The following is a 19,279-nucleotide window of genomic DNA, read 5'->3' on the forward strand; positions in this document are numbered from 1 at the left end:
TTTTTCAGTTTTATTCGTTTGTTAGAAACTTACGTTGATACCTGTTATAATTGAGCGCGATAAGAATGCCGCTCCCCAGTGGTTTCTACCAGCATTTTCTGGATCCCAACCATCATAATCCGTAAATATAAATGGATTCTGCGCAGTTACGTAAAATCTTAATTTGTCTAAACCTAAAGTATTCAATGCATTGTCCGGTAACTTGTAACCTAGGGTAATGAAACCTACTTTAGTAAATGAAATATCCCTATACTTTATAGCATTTTGGAAGGTACCGCCGTTACCAGGTTGGTACCAGTTGTTCGTAGGATTCTCAGGGGTCCAATAATTTACGTTGTAACCGTTAAAAGTTCGGGTTGGTTCACTGTCCCATGGGAAAGAGAAAGCATTGTGAAAGTTACTCATCATACTATTTCCCTGACTTGTGCTAATTAAGAACGTAAAATCAAAATCTTTATAGTTCAACGTACTGGTAACACTACCCGTCCATTTAGGAACTACATTACCAATTATAGTTCTGTCACCATCTGGGGTAATCTGGCCATCTCCATTAATGTCCCTTACTTTTACCTGTCCAGGTCTTTGGTTAAAAGTAGCCGCTTCGGCAGCTTCGTCTAATTGCCAAATACCTTCGTACTCATAGTCATATATAGAACCTATAGATTCTCCTACTCTATGAATAAGATTAGTACCGTTTACATTGAAAATAATCTCATCTAAATCGCCATACAATCTATCAAGGGTGTTTTTGTTTCTAGCAAAATTGAAATTGGTGGTCCACGTTAGGTTCTCATTATCAATATTTACCGTATTTAAACCAATTTCTATACCCTTGTTGGTAGACTCACCCACGTTATCAAATGTTCCAGAGAAACCGGTAACATCTGGTAATGGTGAAAAGAAAATAATATCTGAGTTTTTTCTGTTATACACATCTACAGAACCGTAAATACGGTTTTGTAAAAATCCAAAATCTATACCTACGTTAACTTCCGTAGTACGCTCCCATGTTAGATCTTCATTAGCCAAACCACCTATGTAAGCCGTAGAAACTGCTGCATCACCTAAATTGGTTGCACTAGAAGACAACAAAGATTGAGAAGCCAATGGTGCCAACCCGCCACCTTGACCATTATTACCGGTTTGCCCGTAGCTTAACCTAAGTTTGGCATTAGAAATTACATTTTGGTCTTTAAGGAAATTTTCTTCCATCATTTTCCAAGCAAAAGCTGCCGAAGGGAAAAATGCCCATTTGTTTTCATCAGACAAGATAGACGCACCATCATAACGGCCGGTTACCGTAAACAAATATTTGTTGTCTAAGGTATAGTTAATTCTACCCGTATAGGATTCAAGGGTTTGTTTAGAAAAACCACTAGACAGGTCCCTTATATCTAAACCAGCATCTAAGTTGTAAAATGAAAACTCATCTGTAGTAAAGTTTCTTACTTGAGAATAATACCCTTCTCTACGTTCTAAAAACCTAGAAACAACACCGGTTACATTTAAAGAGTGGATGTCTTTAGACCAGTTCCAGTTTAATATATTATCCCATGTATATGAGAAATAATTGGTGTTATCTACTACCGCTCTCCTATTAGAAGGATTACCAGAAACACTTTTAGACAGTAACCCCCTATACTCACCATATCTTTGGTATTTAATATTTGGGGAGAATTTTGTGGTAAAACTTAATCCATTAACTGGGGTCAGTTTTAAAGAAATATCTCCCAAATATTGAAGAAAACGTGTTTCTCTTGTTATATTTTGCGTATCAAACAATGGGTTTGTAATCTGCGTTTCTTTTTGTGTAGGAAAAAATCGTAAACTACCATCTTCATTATAAGGTCTACCAATTGGCTTTAATCGATAAGCACTTCTAAACGCCTCCCAGCTACCGGTATTTTGCACCACACTAGTTACATAATTGTTAACACTAACATTTAACCAATCTGTTAAATCACTAGAAAGGCTACCTCTAATATTATATCTATTGTAATCTTCGCCCTCTACGGTACCTTCATCTAATGTATACCCAAGACCTACTGCATAGGTAGTGTTTTCGTTACCACCACTCATATCTATGGTATGGTTGCTTTGCAAACCACTTTTCAACAATAAATCTACCCAATCCGTACTTACACCATCTGCTACGTTTTGCTGTTCCTCACTATCTAAATAATTGGTTAAATCTACTTGGTCTCTTCTAAAACTTAAATCACCATTGGTTTGTGCAAACTCATTACCCACAACAACATCCTTAAGAAACTCAATATAACCAGGACCGTCATAGACAGAAGGTAAATTGTATGCTTGTTTAAAACCAATGTAATTATTGTAGTTAACACGCATTTTACCTTGCTTACCTCTTTTAGTCTCTATAATAACCACCCCATTACTACCCCTAGAACCATAGATAGCCGTAGCAGAAGCATCTTTAAGAATATCCATTTTATCAATATCCGCAGGGTTTAAAAAGGAAATATCATCTACAAATATTCCATCTACGATAAACAATGGATTTTGTCCAGGATTAAAACCACCTTGATTTGCGGTCTGATTAGAATTAATGGTACTGGCACCACGAATACGAATGTTAAAACCACCTGCACCAGGTTTATTGTCCGTACGTTGAATAACAACACCAGGAGCCTGCCCTTGTAATGCAGAAACTGCATCTACCTTATTGGCCTGCTCTATTTGCTCACTACCCACAGAGGCAACAGAACCGGTTAGGTCTGCTCTTTTAACCTCGCCATAACCAATAACCACAACCTCGTCTAGTTTACTTACATCTTCTAGTAGTTGTACGTTAATTGTATTTTGACTGCCAACCGTAATATCTTTGGAACTAAATCCTATATAGGAATAGGTAAGTACAACTGCATCTCCAGAAACATTAATGGTATAATTACCATCAAAATCTGTTTGTGCCCCATTGTTAGTTCCTTTTTGGACAACAGTTGCACCAGGCAAGGGAGCACCCGTATCATCCGTAACCGTTCCGGAAATTGTACGGTCTTGCCCATAAGATAGCAGACAAGTACCAAACGCCAAGAGTAGCGTTAAAAATGATTTAAGCATAATTTATTGTTTAGTTAAATTTCAGTTATTGCATAAAATTAGGAGGGTACGGATGTTCTTACCATGGACGTATTTTTCAAATACATGGATATATCTTCAATAGCTTATCATTACTGGGCTCACAGCCATATAAACCTCAAAAAAAAGCATTTATATTAATTAGAAGATTACAAAATAAACGAGCTGTCCATACTTTTAGCCGCTAACTTCACGAAAACGATTTAGAAATAAAAAAAACGGGCCATGCCCGTTTTAATTTTGATTAACAATCCTAATTTGTATTTGTTAATTACTTCGTTCTATACCTAACATTAACCCTCTAAGCTCTGCCAAACCCCTTAATCTACCAATTCCAGAATAACCTGGATTTGTTTGCTTCTTTAAATCGTCTAACATTTGGTGCCCATGATCTGGCCGCATTGGCATTTGGTGGTCTTGTCTCCCACTTTTTTTTCTTTTGGCTTGCTCAGCCAATAAGGCTTTCATTACAGCATACATATCTACATCTCCAGTCAAATGATCTGCTTCGAAAAAACTGCCCCATTGATCCCTTTTGGTACTCCTTAGGTGAACAAAATTTATTTTATCGCCCAAACGCTTCACCATTCCCTCTAAATCATTCTCAACAATTACTCCATAAGAACCGGTACAAAAACAGAGTCCGTTATTTGGACTATCTACTGCCGCCAACAGTTGCTGGGCATCTTTTTCTGTGCTCACCACCCTGGGTAATCCTAAAATTGGATACGGAGGATCATCGGGGTGTATTGCCATATTTACGCCATGTTCTTCGGCTACGGGAATAATTTCCTTTAGAAATTCATATAAGTTTTCCCTTAACTTTTTATCATCTACATGGGCATAACTAGTGAGTACTTCTTGAAATTGTTCTAAAGTATACCCTTCTTCTGCCCCTGGTAAACCAGCAATTATATTTTTGGTTAACGCTGCTATTGCTTCCTTGGTCAAGGAATTAAAAACCGTCTTTGCCCTAGTTACTTGCTCCTTGCTGTATACTGCTTCAGCATTTGGGCGTTTTAAGATAAAAAGTTCAAAAGCGGCAAATTGATCCGCATCAAAACGTAAGGCCTTTGAACCATCTGGCATTTCAAAAGACAAATCTGTCCTAGTCCAGTCCAAAACAGGCATAAAATTGTAGCAAATGGTTTTTATACCACACGCTCCTAAATTTTTTATGGTCTCTAGGTAATTAGCAATGTAGGTTTGATAGGCACCAGTTCTCTTCTTGATATCTTCGTGTACAGGTACACTCTCCACAACAGACCATTGTAAGCCAGCCCTTTCGATTATCTTTTTACGTTCCAAAATGGCATTTTTGGACCATACTTCCCCATTTGGAATTTGATGTAAAGCGGTAACAATACCGGTTGCCCCTGCCATTTTTATATCTGATAAAGAGACCACATCATCTGGTCCATACCATCTCCAAGTTTCTTCTAAAGCCATTCTAGCTATTTAAATTTTTATGTAAATTTTCTTTTTGTGAAGCCATAAACCAACGAACCAACACAACAACATAAACAAAACCCCAGTAATTAAGGCACCAAAAGCACCCGGAAAAATCTGTTGTACTATGGCTTCGCTAAACCACTCAAACGCATCATGATTTTTGGTTACTGGTATAAGTCGTAAAGTGATGAAAAACAATTCAGAAAATAAATAAATGAAAAGTGGGTTTTTACCAAAGACATCAAAAAAGTATACACCAAATCTTACTTTTTTTATTTCTATTGCATAAACCAGAGTGGCCATAATAAATAAATCTAACCCAATAGTATGTAAGGCAAAACTACTGGTCCATAATTTTTTAGAAATAGGAAAAATAAGGTTCCACCATTGACCTAACGTGTAAATCAAAAAACCAGCTACCATTAAAACGGCTATTGATTTAAAAGTGTTGCCGTTTTTTTTAAGATAAACACCCGCAAAATAACCACCTAATACATTTACAATAGATGGTAATGTACTTAACAACCCTTCTGGATCAAAGGGCACACTGTCTTTTTTGTAAACATGCCCTTCTCCTAAAAGAAATAAATCTAGTCTTGTAATTGCATTACTGCCCATTTCCAATACGCCCCCGTTGCCATCAAACCAATACAAAAGACACCAATATAACAGTAAAATAAGTGCTGAAATTAGGGCAACAAGTTTACTGTTTAAATGATAGATTAAGACAGAAGCAAAAAAATAACATAAGGCTATACGCTGTAAAACCCCCATAATACGGGTTTCTGCAACAGGTTTTAAAGAGAAATCTTGCGCTGACCATTCAAAAAACGGGAACCAATACATTAGATATCCTAAAAGGAAAATAATGAGGGTTCTTCTAACTACTTTCTTATAAAATTTAGATGCTGGAGTAGTTTTTAGTTTTGCCATAGAAAAGCTCATGGCATTACCCATAGCAAATAAAAATGAAGGAAACACCAAATCTGCCAAGGTAAAACCAAACCAGTTTGCATGTGACAAATAGGGGTAAATATCTGCTCCCGTACCTGGTGAGTTTACCAAAATCATTAAACATATGGTTAAGCCCCTAAATACATCTAAGGCCAAAAACCGGTTTGTTTTGTTTATACTGGTAGACATATTCTGATTTTAAAGTTGACCCATAAAAATGTAAATAACTAAGGTAATGGCACATAGCACCAACCCCATTGGTTTGGCATACCGCCACGTTTCTAACTTCTCTTGGGTACTTTCTGGCATATCGTCAGTATTGTTTACTCTTGGATACAGATAAGAAACTCCAAACATGATAACGAGGTTCAATACAAATTCTATTCCCCATAAATGAACAAAATGGATACCCGTATCAAAAACAAAAGTGGTTAGGATGTAGAACAAAAGACCCACAAATAACGCCACTTTTGCGCCCATTGCAGATATGTTTTTTAAGAAAAACCCCGCCAATAAAATAGAGGCAATGGGAATAAAAAAGATACCGTTTAATTGCTGCAATAACTGGTACAAGCCATCTGGCGCATTGGCTACAAAAGGCGCAACAAATATTGAAAATACAGCTAAGATAATAGATGTGGTTTTACCTACACGTACCAATTTTGCATCGCTACTAGATTTGTCTATATGCTTTTTAAAAATATCTACAGAGAATATGGTAGCAGCGCTATTAAGTACACTATTAAAAGTACTTAATACCGCCCCTAGAACTACAGCTGCAAAAATACCCACCAGACCTACTGGTAACACCCGCTTTATTAATTCAGGATAAATCATATCCTGTTCTGCATACATACTATCCCCTAGATAATAAAAAGCGATGACGCCGGGCAAAATAATAACTATAGGAATTATGATTTTGAGCACCCCTGTATACAGAAGACCTTTTTGCGCTTCTTTCAAGTTTTTTGCACCCAATGCACGCTGTATTATTGTTTGGTTCATACCCCAGAAATACAACTGGTTAATCATTAAGCCCGTAAAAAGGACTTCAAAAGGTAAAACGGAATCTTTGTCACCTATTACATTAAATTTATCAGGGCTATTTTCATATACTTTTTGTAGGCCTTGCAATGGGTTTCCGTCTCCAATGGCCAATAAAGCGAAAATAGGGATAGCAGCACCACCTATTAACAGACCATACCCATTAATGGTGTCTGATATTGCAACTGCTTTTAACCCTCCTAAAATTGCATAAAGTGCACCTAAACTACCAATTACCACAACGGTTACCCATAGGCTCTCTTGCTTCGGTAATTGTAACACTTCAGAAACATTAAATATGCTCTCAAGGTTTATTGCGCCTGTATAAAGTACAATGGGCAAAATAGTAACCACAAAAGAAACCATTAGAAAAAAGGCTACCATGGTTCTTGTGGTACCATCAAAACGTCTTTCAAGATATTCTGGAATGGTGGTCAAGCCCATTTTTAAATACTTGGGTATAAAATAAAGTGCCGCTATTACCAAAGCTATGGCAGAAGTTACCTCCCACGCTATGATGATAAACCCGTTCTTGTAAGAGGAACCATTCATGCCTATTAAATGTTCCGTAGAAATATTGGTCAATAGCATGGAACCGGCAATGACCACTCCTGTTAGACTTTTACCTCCTAAAAAATAGCCATCTTTAGTCTTTAAAGACTCCTTTCTAAGTTTAAACCAACTAAAAAATGCAACAAATAAAGTAAAGGCAAGAAATGAAAGTAATGTATACATAATATCTTTACAATTAGACAAGTAACCCCCTTTCTAAATCCATTATTGATTTAGAATGAAGGTTTTACAACGTTAAAATGTGATTGTTTACTTTCTAAAATTTAATCTTTTCAGGTAAATATTTAGCAGCCAATTCTTTGTAATACGGCATCAAGGCAGCCACATCTGGCTTTACCGGTGCTTTAGTATACAAATCGTACGGATTAAATTTCTTTACCCACTCAAACATCTCTTGATCCTTTTGATTCATTAAATGGGTGTATGCATTTTCCTTATGTTGCGCATAAAAAGAATGATATCTTATTATATACAATGCTGGTTCTGGCAGGTAATCTTTCATTACATGGTATAGATACTCATCATGCCCCCAGCTCATTTTTACCTTATCCAAGCCGCAATTGGCTTCGTAAACACCGTATTTTGTATTGAATTTATCGTTGGTGGTATCAGGATTTAGTTGAAAAAACTCTGGATACACTATATTTTCAGAAAAAGCACACCCAACTGGATAAGTATCCCCTACTACTGCCCATTGTGGCTCTCCAAACAAGCATAGTATTTTACCTAAATCATGTAAAAACCCAGTAAGTACAAACCAGTCTGGATGTCCGTCCGCGCGGATGGCTTCAGACGTTTGCAACAAATGTTGGGTTTGGTCTAAATCTATATCTGGATCACTATCATCTACAAGCGTATTTAAAAACTCTACCGCCTCCCAGACACTCATTTCCCGTTTTTGTAGTTTTAAAAATTCTTCTTCTTTCTTGCAGACAAAATCATATGTTTGGTACGTATGGTTTTCCTTATAAAATTCCCTAACAATAGCTACCCTATCAGAATCCACATAATTTCTAAATTCCTCTTTTTCCTTTACCGGTTCATCTGGATTAGGATATCTTCTTTTTAAATCATCCTCCCAATCGTCCTCAATACTCAATAAATTTTTATGGTTCTTTAGGTCTTTCATAGATTGTCAATTTAAATTTTAGTCGTTATCAGTTGCAATGCTCAAGATACACCTTGCCATTATGTTAAGAATGGATGTATTTTTCAAATACATGGATATTTAAGGCTTGTTTATTTAAATATAGATAAAAATAAACCTAAAACCATATAGCACAGATAGTTAAAAAATAGTTTTAAGTACTACTAATTTCAATCTATAAAATCATCTATATACTTGATTTATTTTTACATGGCTACTTTTATACAATGTAGTTTCTTTATTCTATGAAAAACCGTACTTCTAATTTCACCTGCTTAATTCTCATTGCCATAACCTTGTTAATGAATGCATGTACCACTAAAACTAAAGTACCTGTATCTCCTGAACAAGACGTTTTAGTGCAACTTTTGGGCAAAAGAGCTAATGAATTTGTTTTAACCTTAGATACCCTTTCTACTACTAAAGGTGATTATTTTGAAGTAGATGCCAAGCCAAAGGAAGTACGTATTAAAGCTTCTTCTAAAATTGCCCTTACCTACGGAGCTTATTATTATTTAAAACAAATTGGAGCGGCATTCAATAGCTGGGAGGGTACTGCTTTGGATTTACCCGCAAAATGGCCCCAAAAAAAACTTAGAAAGCAAACACCTTTTGAGTTTAGAAAATACTTGAATGTGGTTACTTATGGTTACACCACACCGTGGTGGGATTGGGAAAGATGGAACCAGGAAATTAACTGGATGGCCCTACATGGTATAAATATGCCCACGGCTATGGAAGGGCAGGAATATATCTGGCAAAAATTATGGAAAGAGTATGGCGTAACACAAGCCGAACTGGACAAACATTTTACCGGCCCTGCTTTTTTACCTTGGCAGCGTATGGGCAATATAAACGGACATGCAGGACCTATACCCCAAGAATGGATTACTAAAAAAGCCAAACTACAGAAAAAGATTCTGTCAAAAATGCGTGATTTGGGAATGAAACCAGTGGTGCCGGCCTTTAGCGGTTACATACCTGCTGCTTTGGCCGAGAAATTTCCGAATGCGAAAATTAGTGAACTTAACGGTTGGTCTGGAGGCGGATTTGATAGCACCTATTTATTAGACCCTAAAGACCCATTGTTTAAAGAAATTGGTAAGCGTTTTATAGAACTATATAATCAAGAATACGGCAAGGCCGAATATTATTTGGCAGATAGTTTTAATGAGGTTACACCACCTGTTAGTACAGAAAATAAGCTAGATGAATTAGCCGCCTATGGCCAAGTAATTTATGAAACCTTGAACGAAGCCGCTCCTGGTGCCACGTGGGTAATGCAAGGTTGGTTATTTGGACATGATGCCGACTTCTGGGAAAAAGACGCCGTTATTGCCTTTTTAAGTAAAGTACCCAACGACAAGTTGATAATCCAAGACTTTGGAAACGATAGATACAAAGTTTGGGAAAAACAAGATGCATTTTATGGCAAGCAATGGACGTATGGTTATGTACATAACTACGGCGGCTCTAATCCTATTTATGGTGATTTTGATTTTTACAAAGAAGAAATTAATTATTTGCTAGAGCATGATAAGAGCACTAAAGTTTTAGGTTATGGTGTAATGCCAGAAGGTTTACACCAGAACTCTATGGTTTATGAGTATTTATACGATTTACCTTGGGATAGCAAAATACCCGTTAAAGATTGGCTAAAAACTAACGTTAAAGCTAGGTATGGCAAAGATTTTACTAAAGAAACGCTAACCGCCTGGATAAAGTTAGATAGTGCGGTTTATAGCACTAAATATTGGACACCTCGTTGGTGGAACGATCAAGCAGGAGCTTATTTACTCTTTAAACAACCATCTAAAGAAATAACAGCCTTTAAGGGGCATCCTACCAATCTTAAATTGCTTGAAGAAGCGAATCTTTTGCTTGAAAAAAATAAAGAAAACAACCCGCTGATACAAGAGGATTTTATAGCACACAAAAGGCACGAACTTTCTCTAAAAATAGATACCCTACTACAACAAGCTACGTACGCCTACATAAATAACGATTTTGAAAAAGGAGACAGTTTACAGTTACAATTCCATACTTTAATAGACAGCACGGAACAATTATTAGAAAATAGCAAACTAGACCGTTTGGATTATTGGGTGCAAGAAGCCACAAATTATGGGGACACCCCGGAAACTAAAGCATTTTATAATAAAAACGCACGTTTATTAATTAACCAGTGGGGCGGTGTTGGTAATTTAAATAATTATGCCTCCAGAGCTTGGAAAGATCAATACCAATTACTCTATAAATTAAGATGGGATATTTTTTTGGGTTCTCTTAGAGCCAATTCAGAATTAGGCGGTGAATTAAACCAAGAAAGAATAGAGCAAAACATCAAGGAATGGGATGAATTATGGTTAGACTATCCGCATTGATTTTTAGTTCAATAATTTACTAGGTGGAAATCCAAATTGCTTTTTAAAACATCTACTAAAATATAGAGGATCTTTAAAGCCTGTAGTATATGCAACTTCAGAAACATTGTACTTTCTAGATTTTAGTAATTGGGCGGACTTTTTAAGCCTAACCGTACGGATAAACTCATTGGGAGACAAATCTGTAAGCTCCTTAATTTTTCTGTATAACTTAGAAGAACTTACTCCCATTTCTTTACATAGATAGGTAGTAGTTAGTTCAGAATTGCCCATTTGATCCATAATGATTTGGGTTACTTTCTGCATAAACTCTTCATCTATGGGCGAATGTGTTAGCAAACTTACTTCGCTCTCTACCTCTTCAGAAAATTTAGCTTTTAGCTCTAATCTATTCTTTATCATGTTGTCTACAACAGTTCGCAACAGAGCCGGTTCAAAAGGTTTTACAATGTACCCATCTGCACCTGCTCCGTAGCCCTTTACTTTATCTTCATTTTCAGATAAAGCTGTTAATAGAATTACGGGTATATGGCTTATCTCTTCGTCTTGTTTTAATGCTTTACAAAATTCAATTCCGGTCATTACAGGCATCATTACGTCTGCAATACAAAGTATTGGCTTTATTTTTTTACATAGATTTAAACCTTCTTCTCCATTTTCTGCCATATACACCTTATAGAAATCAGATAGGTAATCTACCAAGTACTTACGTAGCTCTACATTATCTTCTACAACCAGTATTTTTTGCTTTACTTGGGTGTTATTTTGGGCTTTTTTAGCTGTTATTTCTAGAACTTCAATTGGCCTATCCTGTTTAGCAGTTACTACATATTCAAAAACTTCATCCTCTGTATAACTATCCCTACCTATAGGCAATTCTACCACAAAAGAACTACCCTTGCCCAATGCACTATTTACGGTAATGTCTCCTTTATGTAACCCAATTAATGATTTTACCAAGGATAACCCAATTCCAGAGCCGGTATTGTAATCTTTATTGTTGGTAGCTTGATAAAAACGACTAAATATTTTATCTAAACTTTTGGCAGGTATACCAATACCATCATCAGAAATTTCTACTACCAGAATATTCTTGTTGTTCTCCTTGGTACGTAAGAACAAATCTACCGTTCCATATGCCTCGGTAAATTTTAGCGCATTGGATAATAGGTTATATACGATTTTATCGTACTTATCAGAATCTATCCAGCCCTTAATTTCTTCTTCCTCTACTATAAAATTATAGGTGATGTTCTTTTTAAAAGCAAGTTCTTTAAAAGATTCAAATATGTGCTTGGTATACAGGACAACATCTGTTTGTGCCACTTTAAGTTTTAGTTCACCGGTCTGGGCTTTTCTAAAATCTAAAACCTGATTTACCAAGTTTAGGAGCCTACTGGCATTTTGATAAATTAAATTATACCTACTTTTTTGGTATTCGGTTGCCCCTTCATTATGTTCCAATAGCTGTTTGGACGGACCTAAAATTAAGGTCAACGGTGTACGTAATTCGTGCGAAATGTTGGTAAAAAAACGTAGCTTTTCGTTGTTGAGTTTTACATCATGTTCCCGGTTCACCTTTTCGGTAAGCAAATCTGCCTTTAGCTTACTTCTGTGCTTTAATTCCCTTCTAATCAAAAAAGTAGCAATTGCTATAATTGCCAGCAATAAGGCCAGTGCTTGCGGGGTTAACCAGAATGGAGGTGAAATCTTAATGGTATATGATCTGGGCGTGCTCCAAACCCCAAAATTATTGGTGGCCCTAACTTTAAAGGTGTACGTGTTAGGAAATAAATTGGTATACTGTACGGTACGTGAATTGCTGTTTACCGTAATCCATTCCTCATTAAACCCCTCTAATTTATATTGGTAACGGTTTAATTTGGGGTTGGTATAAGAAGGGGTAGAAAACTGCACGGAAAAATCCCTATTGTCATAGGTAAGATGAACTGTTTCGCCCAGGTTTATATCTTCTTTTAAAGGAATTTGGTTGTTAATTTCTTGCTGTGGCAACACCTCCTTATTTTTAACGCGTAAATCTGTAATAAACGGTCTAGGACTCCATTGGTTTTCTTTTATATGGTGGGTATCAAAATGAACTATCCCGTTCTTACCCGCTAGATAAATATTTCTACCATCAACATTTAGAAAGCCACTAGAACTGAACACATCTAACCGATTCCCAGAGTTTACCTGAAAGGTTTTTAAGTCTTTATTTTGCGGGTTTAACCTAGCGATATTATTGTTATTAATGTTTAACCATAGATTACCCATTCCATCTGTTTCCAAATCGGTAATCCATTTTCCTACCAGCTCTTTGGGCTCTTTTACATTTACAAATTGCTCCGTTTGTGCATCAAAATAACTTAAACCTACACGCGTTGCGATCCAAACCTTGTTTTGATTATCTACCAATACATCGCCTACGTTGTCCTCAAAAACCAATTTATCGCCATCTTGGGGTTTGGTTTTATAAGTTCTAATAGAACCGGTGTCTACTACATACCTTACAATACCCGTTTCCGTAGCCATCCAAACAATACCCTTTTCATCTTTATCTAGTGCATTGATCTTAAAACCAGGTACCAAATGCATATTGGCATCAACAACCGTGTTGGTTTTAAGATCTAGTAGTTTTGCCCCATCTCCAAAAGAGCCCACCAATAGTTGGGCATTGCTTATTTCTTGAAAAGCGAAGATTGGGAAATTTCCAAAACCTAAATCGAGTTCCTTATGCTTTTTGGTCGCCAAATTGTAATGCAGTATTTTCCCGTTCCATAAACCGCAGTAAAAAGAATTACCGTCTACGGAATAAATGCTCGCAATGTCCTCATTTTGATCATACAGGGGAATAAATCTACCTTTATCACTTATAAACAAACCGTTATGGCGGGTAGCTACCACTACTTGGTTGTTGGCGGTTTTAGCAAAGCCTCTAATTCTAGGGGCCTTATTTCCAATATATTTTGAAATATCCTTACTTATTTTAAACTGGTTTTGAAAAGGATCATATTTATCCAATCCATCTTCCGTACCAATCCATAATACGCCAGAATCGTCTAAATAGAGTGAAGAAACCAAATTGTCTATTAAACTGGTATCATCAGATAAAACAGAATAGTACCATGTATAATCCCCATTAGGAATATCTTCTAAATTTTTACATTCCAACAAACCGCCAAGGGTACCCACCCAATACGAACCATCTTGGGTTTGTGCCACCGATAAAAAATAAGGACCAAGACTTCTTCTTCTGGTTTCGTCTTGTATATAAAGATTTACAAATTGGTCCGTTTCCGTATCCAATTTATAGAGACCGGCCCTAGTCCCTACAAAAATATTTTGCTTTAAATCTTCGTAAATAAAATTGATATAAGGGTTTTTTTGGTTGGTTTGTGGTATTTCCAATTCAAACGTTTGTTTCTGGGTCACCCTTCCGTTCGCATCTAAACGTAGTTTGGCTATGCCCACGTTTTCATAGCTACCCACCCAAATATTACCATTTTTATCTTCAAAAATTTCTTTAACATAATTAAAGCCCGTAAGCTCAATTTTTTGAAAGCTGTCCGTATCTGCTAAAAACCGATACAAACCTTTGGTTTTGGTACCCACCCAAACAGTACCCTTCCGGTCTACCAAAACGGAACGAACTTCTTCGTCTGGTAGACTAGCGGGATTATCTGGTTGAGTCAAAAAAGTGGTAAAGGTATAGGTATCCATTTCAAAACGGGTTAAGCCTTTACGGGTACCTATCCATAAAATATTATTGGTATTATCTAACTCTAAAGCAGTTATATCATCATTATTTAAATATTTACCTTCCTCAGAATTACTCGTAAAAGTCTTAAACTCATAACCATCAAAACGGTTTAAACCCGCAAAAGTTCCAAACCATAAAAAGCCGTTCTTGTCTTGTACTATATGCCTTATGGAATTGTGAGACAATCCATTATTGTCGTTATAGTGCTCTAACTTTATTTCTTGAGCAAAATGAAATTGTACCAAGAACAAGCATGCCAGAATTAGAAGGCCGCTCTTTGTAAACTTATGGTTTGATACCTGCATTATTGCAATTAGGTTTATTCTTTTAAATAGAATTGGAAATATACTCTTTTAGTTATTAATTCTTGTTTCTGGAGGAAAATCATAGCTCTGTTTTCTTCCCCCTAAGTCTATTAAAATCTGGTCTAGAAACAAGCCTTCATCTAACATCCAAATTTTAAGGGTATGTTTACCGGCTTGTTTTACCAATTGTTTTTTAAGGGCAACGGCTTTATTTTTTAGTACATTCTGCTTCCATTCATCACTTCTGCCTATGGTTTCAAAATCTAAAATTACTGGTGCACCATCATCTATTGCAATAGCACATTTTACCCCTCTTCCTTTATGAACGGGATGTGTGGGCAATGCAGAAACGGAAACGATTGCCTCACCTAGATTAAAGCTGTAAAAATCATAAGTTAATACGGGCAAACCCTCTAAATCTTTAGTAGTGGTTTTGTTTATGCCATTCTTAGTAAAACCAACTCCTATTAGTTCTTTACTGTAGCCCAAACCAGAAATGGTAACCCAACCTTGGTTGTCCGCATCCGTTTTAGTTGTATAATTGGCTGCTTTTATAGACACATAACCTTTGTCTTCTACAAAACCATTAAAATTATTTAACGCCTTAAATTTTGGATTGTAAGCAGAAACGCCAATAGTAAAAGTGGTGTCTTTTGTCTTAATTTGTAAGGCACTGTTGGTTTTAAAGCTAGGCGGTATTAACTGGTAATCGTGGCCTAATGGTGCCTCTTTGGCATCTTTCCCTTTAGGTACTATTTCCCAATCTATGGTTACCCATAAACGCTCTTCTTTTTTTCCAAATTCATTTAAAAGTGTTCCTTCCGTGGCACTCACTTTTATCCAATCTGCCAAAGGTTTAATGCTCCAACTTTGTGCCTGTTCACCTTTTAAAAACAGATCGATAAAATAACTACTATTGGTATACCGATTAAAAACAGGCAGTACATCTGCAAAACTGTTTACCGTTTTATTGTTTACAGGCATATCATAGCCCTCTAATAGTACACCTATACTAGATGTGTTTTCTTCTGGAATAGCGTATTGACTAGGCTTATCGTAAACCGGCAAATACCTAGGAGACATACTCATTATATGCTTCCATTTACCCCCCAGCAACTCGTTATTATAAAAATTGGTCTCTGTTACAATACGTTTATAAGCATTATGGGCCAATACCGCATAATCGTTAGCACTTTGTCTGTTTTGCTTTGCATAAAACTCATTTTTATACGTATACAACCATTTCTGGTTCATTTTTACTGAAGCCATAACAGGATAATATACCAATTGATAGAATGAGCTTTGGTTTTCTTTATCAATAGCGTTGTAAAGCCTTTCTACTTTTTCTTCTATACGTTTAAAAGCAGCCAGCCGTTTACCCACCTCATCACCATACTGAAATTGACTAAATTCGTTCGTTTTGGGTTTTGTTGTAGGCTCTGTTTGGCTCCAAGCCATAAATTCTGGTCTTCTTTTAAAAGACAAGTATCTTTCTTCTTCTAAAATAGTATACGCCTCTAAACCCATTGTATCGCCATACAAAGCTTGCAACCACTTAACATTATGTTTTTTAACGTCTGTTACCTCCTTAAAACTTTCTATGTTCCAGGCCATATCCAAGAAGAGTTCTAGATTGTATTCATGTGGCTTAATATCGCCCACATTAAGTATCCAAATATCTTTGGCACCAAAGAAATAGGCCTTTTTCATTTCGGACCACATCTGCAATGGGTGTGTAGAATTTAACCAGAGATAATCGTGAGGTCTACCCCAATAAGAAGTATGGTAGTAAACGCCCGCCCCGCCTTTACGCTGTTGTTCTTCTGGGGTGCTTAGTTGTCTAATATATCCGTAATTATCATCTGTCCAAATAAGGGTAATATCTTCTGGTACTTTTAGCCCATTTTGATAGCTAGTTAATACTTCTTTGTACGGAATAAAAGCTTGTGGAATTTTATGTGCCGGTTTTTTTTGGGTCTTTTCCAATATGCTTCTTTGGTCGCTTATAATAGTTTCCAATAGTTTTACTTGCCCTTCAATATCATAATCACCCAAAATCATAGGAGAATCATGCTCTCCCCGCATACCGGTGGTATATATAGCTTCAAAATTTGCGGTTTCTTTGGCTCTTTTGGTAAATAGTTCTTTAATAGGTTCCGCATTGGTATCATACCTATATTCCCCCATGGTTTCTTTGTTCCATTCCATATTAATATTGCACAACATGGGTTCTGCATGAGAACTACCTACCACAATGGCATATTGGTCTGCAACTACTTTGTTTTCTGGATAGTAATAGAAAGGCTGTGTACTACTATGCATTGCCGGCCAAACGGTATTGGCTTTTAGGCGCAACATTAATTCAAATATTTTTGCATACGTTTTTGGACCTATATCTCCTGTTTCTGGTTCAAAAGTTTTAGCTGCCCAAGGTTGTAAGCCCCAATCTTCGTCGTTTAAAAAAATACCACGGTATTTTACTGAGGGCGACTCAGAAATTGGGTCTTTAATTTGTAACGAAATGCGTTCTTGTTTGGCAGGCTCCACATCTGCCCACCATTTCCAAGCAGAAACACCTATTTCTTTAGAAAGTTGTAATAATCCATAGGCAGTGCCCCTACGGTCGCTACCCACTACCATTAAAGCTTGGTCTATATTTTTATGTGGATTTGCCACAAGAAAATACCCGTAACGCTCCCAGCTACCTTTAAATGCATCAACATTTATTTTGTTTGCTTTTACCAATTGGTCTATGAATTTACTGTGACCAAGGGTACCCGCAAGTATAACGGTGGATTTAGTTGTTTTAGGCGAATGAGAAATTACCGCTTTTTTACCAGTAACAGTAAATATATCTTCTACCAATAATTGCGCTGCAATATGAACCACTGCTGCATCTTTGGCATCCGTAATTATGGTTGGCGCCACATCTGTTACCAAATCAACTGTAAAAGGAGCATTGGATTGGGCATAAAATGAACAAACTAAAAAATTGAAGAAAACAAGGCTTAGATATCTCATAACTTAATAGGTTTTAACCTGTTTTATTAATTCGTCGGCAATTTGTACGTCTTTTACTTCCTTTAGAATAAGGGCTTCTGATTTAGGATTTGGCAAGTTTACCTTTTTTATTTGCAGGTTGCTTACTTGATCAAAAACCATAGCAGGCCTATAATCCTTTTCTTTTAATTTGAAGGTGATATCCTTCATTTGAAGCCCTTTTACGTGCCTAACATATAAACCGTAGGCCGGCAACTCGCCAAACATAGAAAACTCAGGATAGCCTTTAACCTCTTCCGGTACTTGAGACAATCTACTTAAGGGCACATAACCCATAGCTTTGGAAGACCTACCGGGATAGGTAATTGTAATATTCTTTAAACGGACATCTTCTACTTGGGCACCAGGAATGCCAGTGATAGAAGAAGGAAACGGGTTATGGAAAAAATTTACCTCGGGGCCCCGAACGTCATAAGCTATATCTGGTCTTCCAAAGGGTATTTCTACCTCTATATTACTAATGCTTACGTTACGGACCACTCCTGGTTTCTCTCCAGACCTATGCCCTAAACGAATAAAAATTGCATTGCCCGTATTCTTGGCTAGGATATTAGAGACCTTAATATTTTCTATAACTCCACCATCTACCGACTCAATAGCAATGGCCGAACGAAACGTATCATAAACTTGAATACTATCTATGGTTACATTTTTAAAACCACCCAAAGAAGCCGTACCGAACTTAATAGCACTAGCACTTGACCTAATGGTACAATTTTTAATGGTAATACTATCATTAAAATGATTAGCGGAATGCGATTTTAAACAAATGCCATCATCTGCAGTATTTAAATTGCAGTTCTGTACGGTTATGTTTTTGGAATCTACTATGTCAAAACCGTCGTTATTCCAATAGGCCCTATTAAAAATAGTTACTCCGTCATATAAGACATCTTCACATTGATCAATGGTTTGTAACCAACTCGCGGAATTTTTTAAAGTAATACCAGATACGGTGTATCCCTTACATTGGAAAAAGTTTATTAGTTCTGGACGCGCCAGTTCGTTTGGCCGCATTCTACGCGTATTGTATTTAGGGTCTATGCGCTTACCAATATGATGCAAGCTATCTACCGCCAATGCCAACGGCCTTCCTTGTCCGTCTATTGTGCCGCTACCACTTATGGCAAAATTGGTAGCACCTTTGGCCAAAAGCAGCGCTAAATTCCCCCCATCTATTTTTCTATATTGGTAAATATCCGTGCTACCTAATAGAGTTGTACCATCTTCAAGATATAGTTCTACATTACTTTTTAGTTCTATACTGCCAGACAAAAACGTTCCTTTAGGCAAAAGTACCGTGGCCCCTTCTTTACTTTTAGTTGCTTTATCTATGGCATTTTGTATGGCCTGGGTACTTAAAGCCACACCACTACTATCTGCCCCAAAATCTAGAACATTATAGGTTTTGCGGTTTTTTTGGGCCGTAACCAGCATGGTTATAAGCAAAAATCCTAGGAAGACAATCGCTTTTAAATTTGAATACATTTACATTAGT

Annotated in this window: 9 protein-coding genes; 1 reads left to right on the forward strand and 8 read right to left on the reverse strand. The window is 36.7% G+C overall.

The window, feature by feature from the left end:
- Positions 1-21: 21 nt before the first annotated feature.
- The 5 genes from BUL40_RS08600 to BUL40_RS08620 all read right to left on the reverse strand — a co-directional run bounded on the left by BUL40_RS08600 (position 22) and on the right by BUL40_RS08620 (position 8,254).
- Positions 22-3,084 (reverse strand): SusC/RagA family TonB-linked outer membrane protein, encoded by a 3,063-nt coding sequence (locus BUL40_RS08600; RefSeq protein ID WP_080318912.1) that lies wholly within the window; start codon positions 3,082-3,084, stop codon positions 22-24.
- Between the two features lie 285 nt (positions 3,085-3,369).
- Positions 3,370-4,551, reverse strand: a complete 1,182-nt coding sequence (uxuA, locus tag BUL40_RS08605) for a mannonate dehydratase (RefSeq protein WP_080318913.1) — start codon at positions 4,549-4,551, stop codon at positions 3,370-3,372.
- A 9-nt stretch (positions 4,552-4,560) separates the two neighbouring features.
- The gene (locus BUL40_RS08610) at positions 4,561-5,697 is read right to left on the reverse strand and encodes an acyltransferase family protein (protein ID WP_080318914.1); all 1,137 of its coding nucleotides are present in this window, start codon (positions 5,695-5,697) and stop codon (positions 4,561-4,563) included.
- Between the two features lie 9 nt (positions 5,698-5,706).
- Positions 5,707-7,287 (reverse strand): solute:sodium symporter family transporter, encoded by a 1,581-nt coding sequence (locus BUL40_RS08615; protein WP_080318915.1) that lies wholly within the window; start codon positions 7,285-7,287, stop codon positions 5,707-5,709.
- A 94-nt stretch (positions 7,288-7,381) separates the two neighbouring features.
- Complete coding sequence (locus BUL40_RS08620; RefSeq protein WP_080318916.1) at positions 7,382-8,254, reverse strand: inositol oxygenase family protein; 873 nt, start codon at positions 8,252-8,254, stop codon at positions 7,382-7,384.
- A 263-nt stretch (positions 8,255-8,517) separates the two neighbouring features.
- Here BUL40_RS08620 and BUL40_RS08625 point away from each other — a divergent pair, with 263 nt between their 5' ends.
- On the forward strand, positions 8,518-10,656 hold the full coding sequence (locus BUL40_RS08625; protein ID WP_080318917.1) for an alpha-N-acetylglucosaminidase: 2,139 nt from the start codon (positions 8,518-8,520) through the stop codon (positions 10,654-10,656).
- A gap of 3 nt (positions 10,657-10,659) precedes the next feature.
- Here the strand turns inward: BUL40_RS08625 and BUL40_RS08630 are convergent, their stop codons facing one another.
- From BUL40_RS08630 to BUL40_RS08640, 3 genes are read right to left on the reverse strand one after another with little or no spacing between them, the layout of a single operon-like run.
- On the reverse strand, positions 10,660-14,721 hold the full coding sequence (locus BUL40_RS08630) for a hybrid sensor histidine kinase/response regulator transcription factor (protein WP_080318918.1): 4,062 nt from the start codon (positions 14,719-14,721) through the stop codon (positions 10,660-10,662).
- 48 nt (positions 14,722-14,769) lie between these two features.
- The gene (locus BUL40_RS08635; RefSeq protein WP_080318919.1) at positions 14,770-17,742 is read right to left on the reverse strand and encodes a glycosyl hydrolase 115 family protein; all 2,973 of its coding nucleotides are present in this window, start codon (positions 17,740-17,742) and stop codon (positions 14,770-14,772) included.
- Positions 17,743-17,745: 3 nt separating this feature from the next.
- Positions 17,746-19,269: a glycoside hydrolase family 28 protein gene (locus tag BUL40_RS08640; protein WP_080318920.1), complete on the reverse strand. Its 1,524-nt coding sequence runs from the start codon at positions 19,267-19,269 to the stop codon at positions 17,746-17,748.
- Between the last annotated feature and the right edge of the window lie 10 nt (positions 19,270-19,279).

Source organism: Croceivirga radicis (assembly GCF_002072105.2).
Classification (GTDB): domain Bacteria; phylum Bacteroidota; class Bacteroidia; order Flavobacteriales; family Flavobacteriaceae; genus Croceivirga; species Croceivirga radicis.

Coding starts and splice junctions, on each gene's coding strand:
- BUL40_RS08600 (WP_080318912.1), bottom strand. CDS start 3,084: ATGCTTAAATCATTTTTAACGCTACTCTTGGCGTTTGGTACTTGTCTG.
- uxuA (WP_080318913.1), bottom strand. CDS start 4,551: ATGGCTTTAGAAGAAACTTGGAGATGGTATGGACCAGATGATGTGGTC.
- BUL40_RS08610 (WP_080318914.1), bottom strand. CDS start 5,697: ATGTCTACCAGTATAAACAAAACAAACCGGTTTTTGGCCTTAGATGTA.
- BUL40_RS08615 (WP_080318915.1), bottom strand. CDS start 7,287: ATGTATACATTACTTTCATTTCTTGCCTTTACTTTATTTGTTGCATTT.
- BUL40_RS08620 (WP_080318916.1), bottom strand. CDS start 8,254: ATGAAAGACCTAAAGAACCATAAAAATTTATTGAGTATTGAGGACGAT.
- BUL40_RS08625 (WP_080318917.1), top strand. CDS start 8,518: ATGAAAAACCGTACTTCTAATTTCACCTGCTTAATTCTCATTGCCATA.
- BUL40_RS08630 (WP_080318918.1), bottom strand. CDS start 14,721: ATGCAGGTATCAAACCATAAGTTTACAAAGAGCGGCCTTCTAATTCTG.
- BUL40_RS08635 (WP_080318919.1), bottom strand. CDS start 17,742: ATGAGATATCTAAGCCTTGTTTTCTTCAATTTTTTAGTTTGTTCATTT.
- BUL40_RS08640 (WP_080318920.1), bottom strand. CDS start 19,269: ATGTATTCAAATTTAAAAGCGATTGTCTTCCTAGGATTTTTGCTTATA.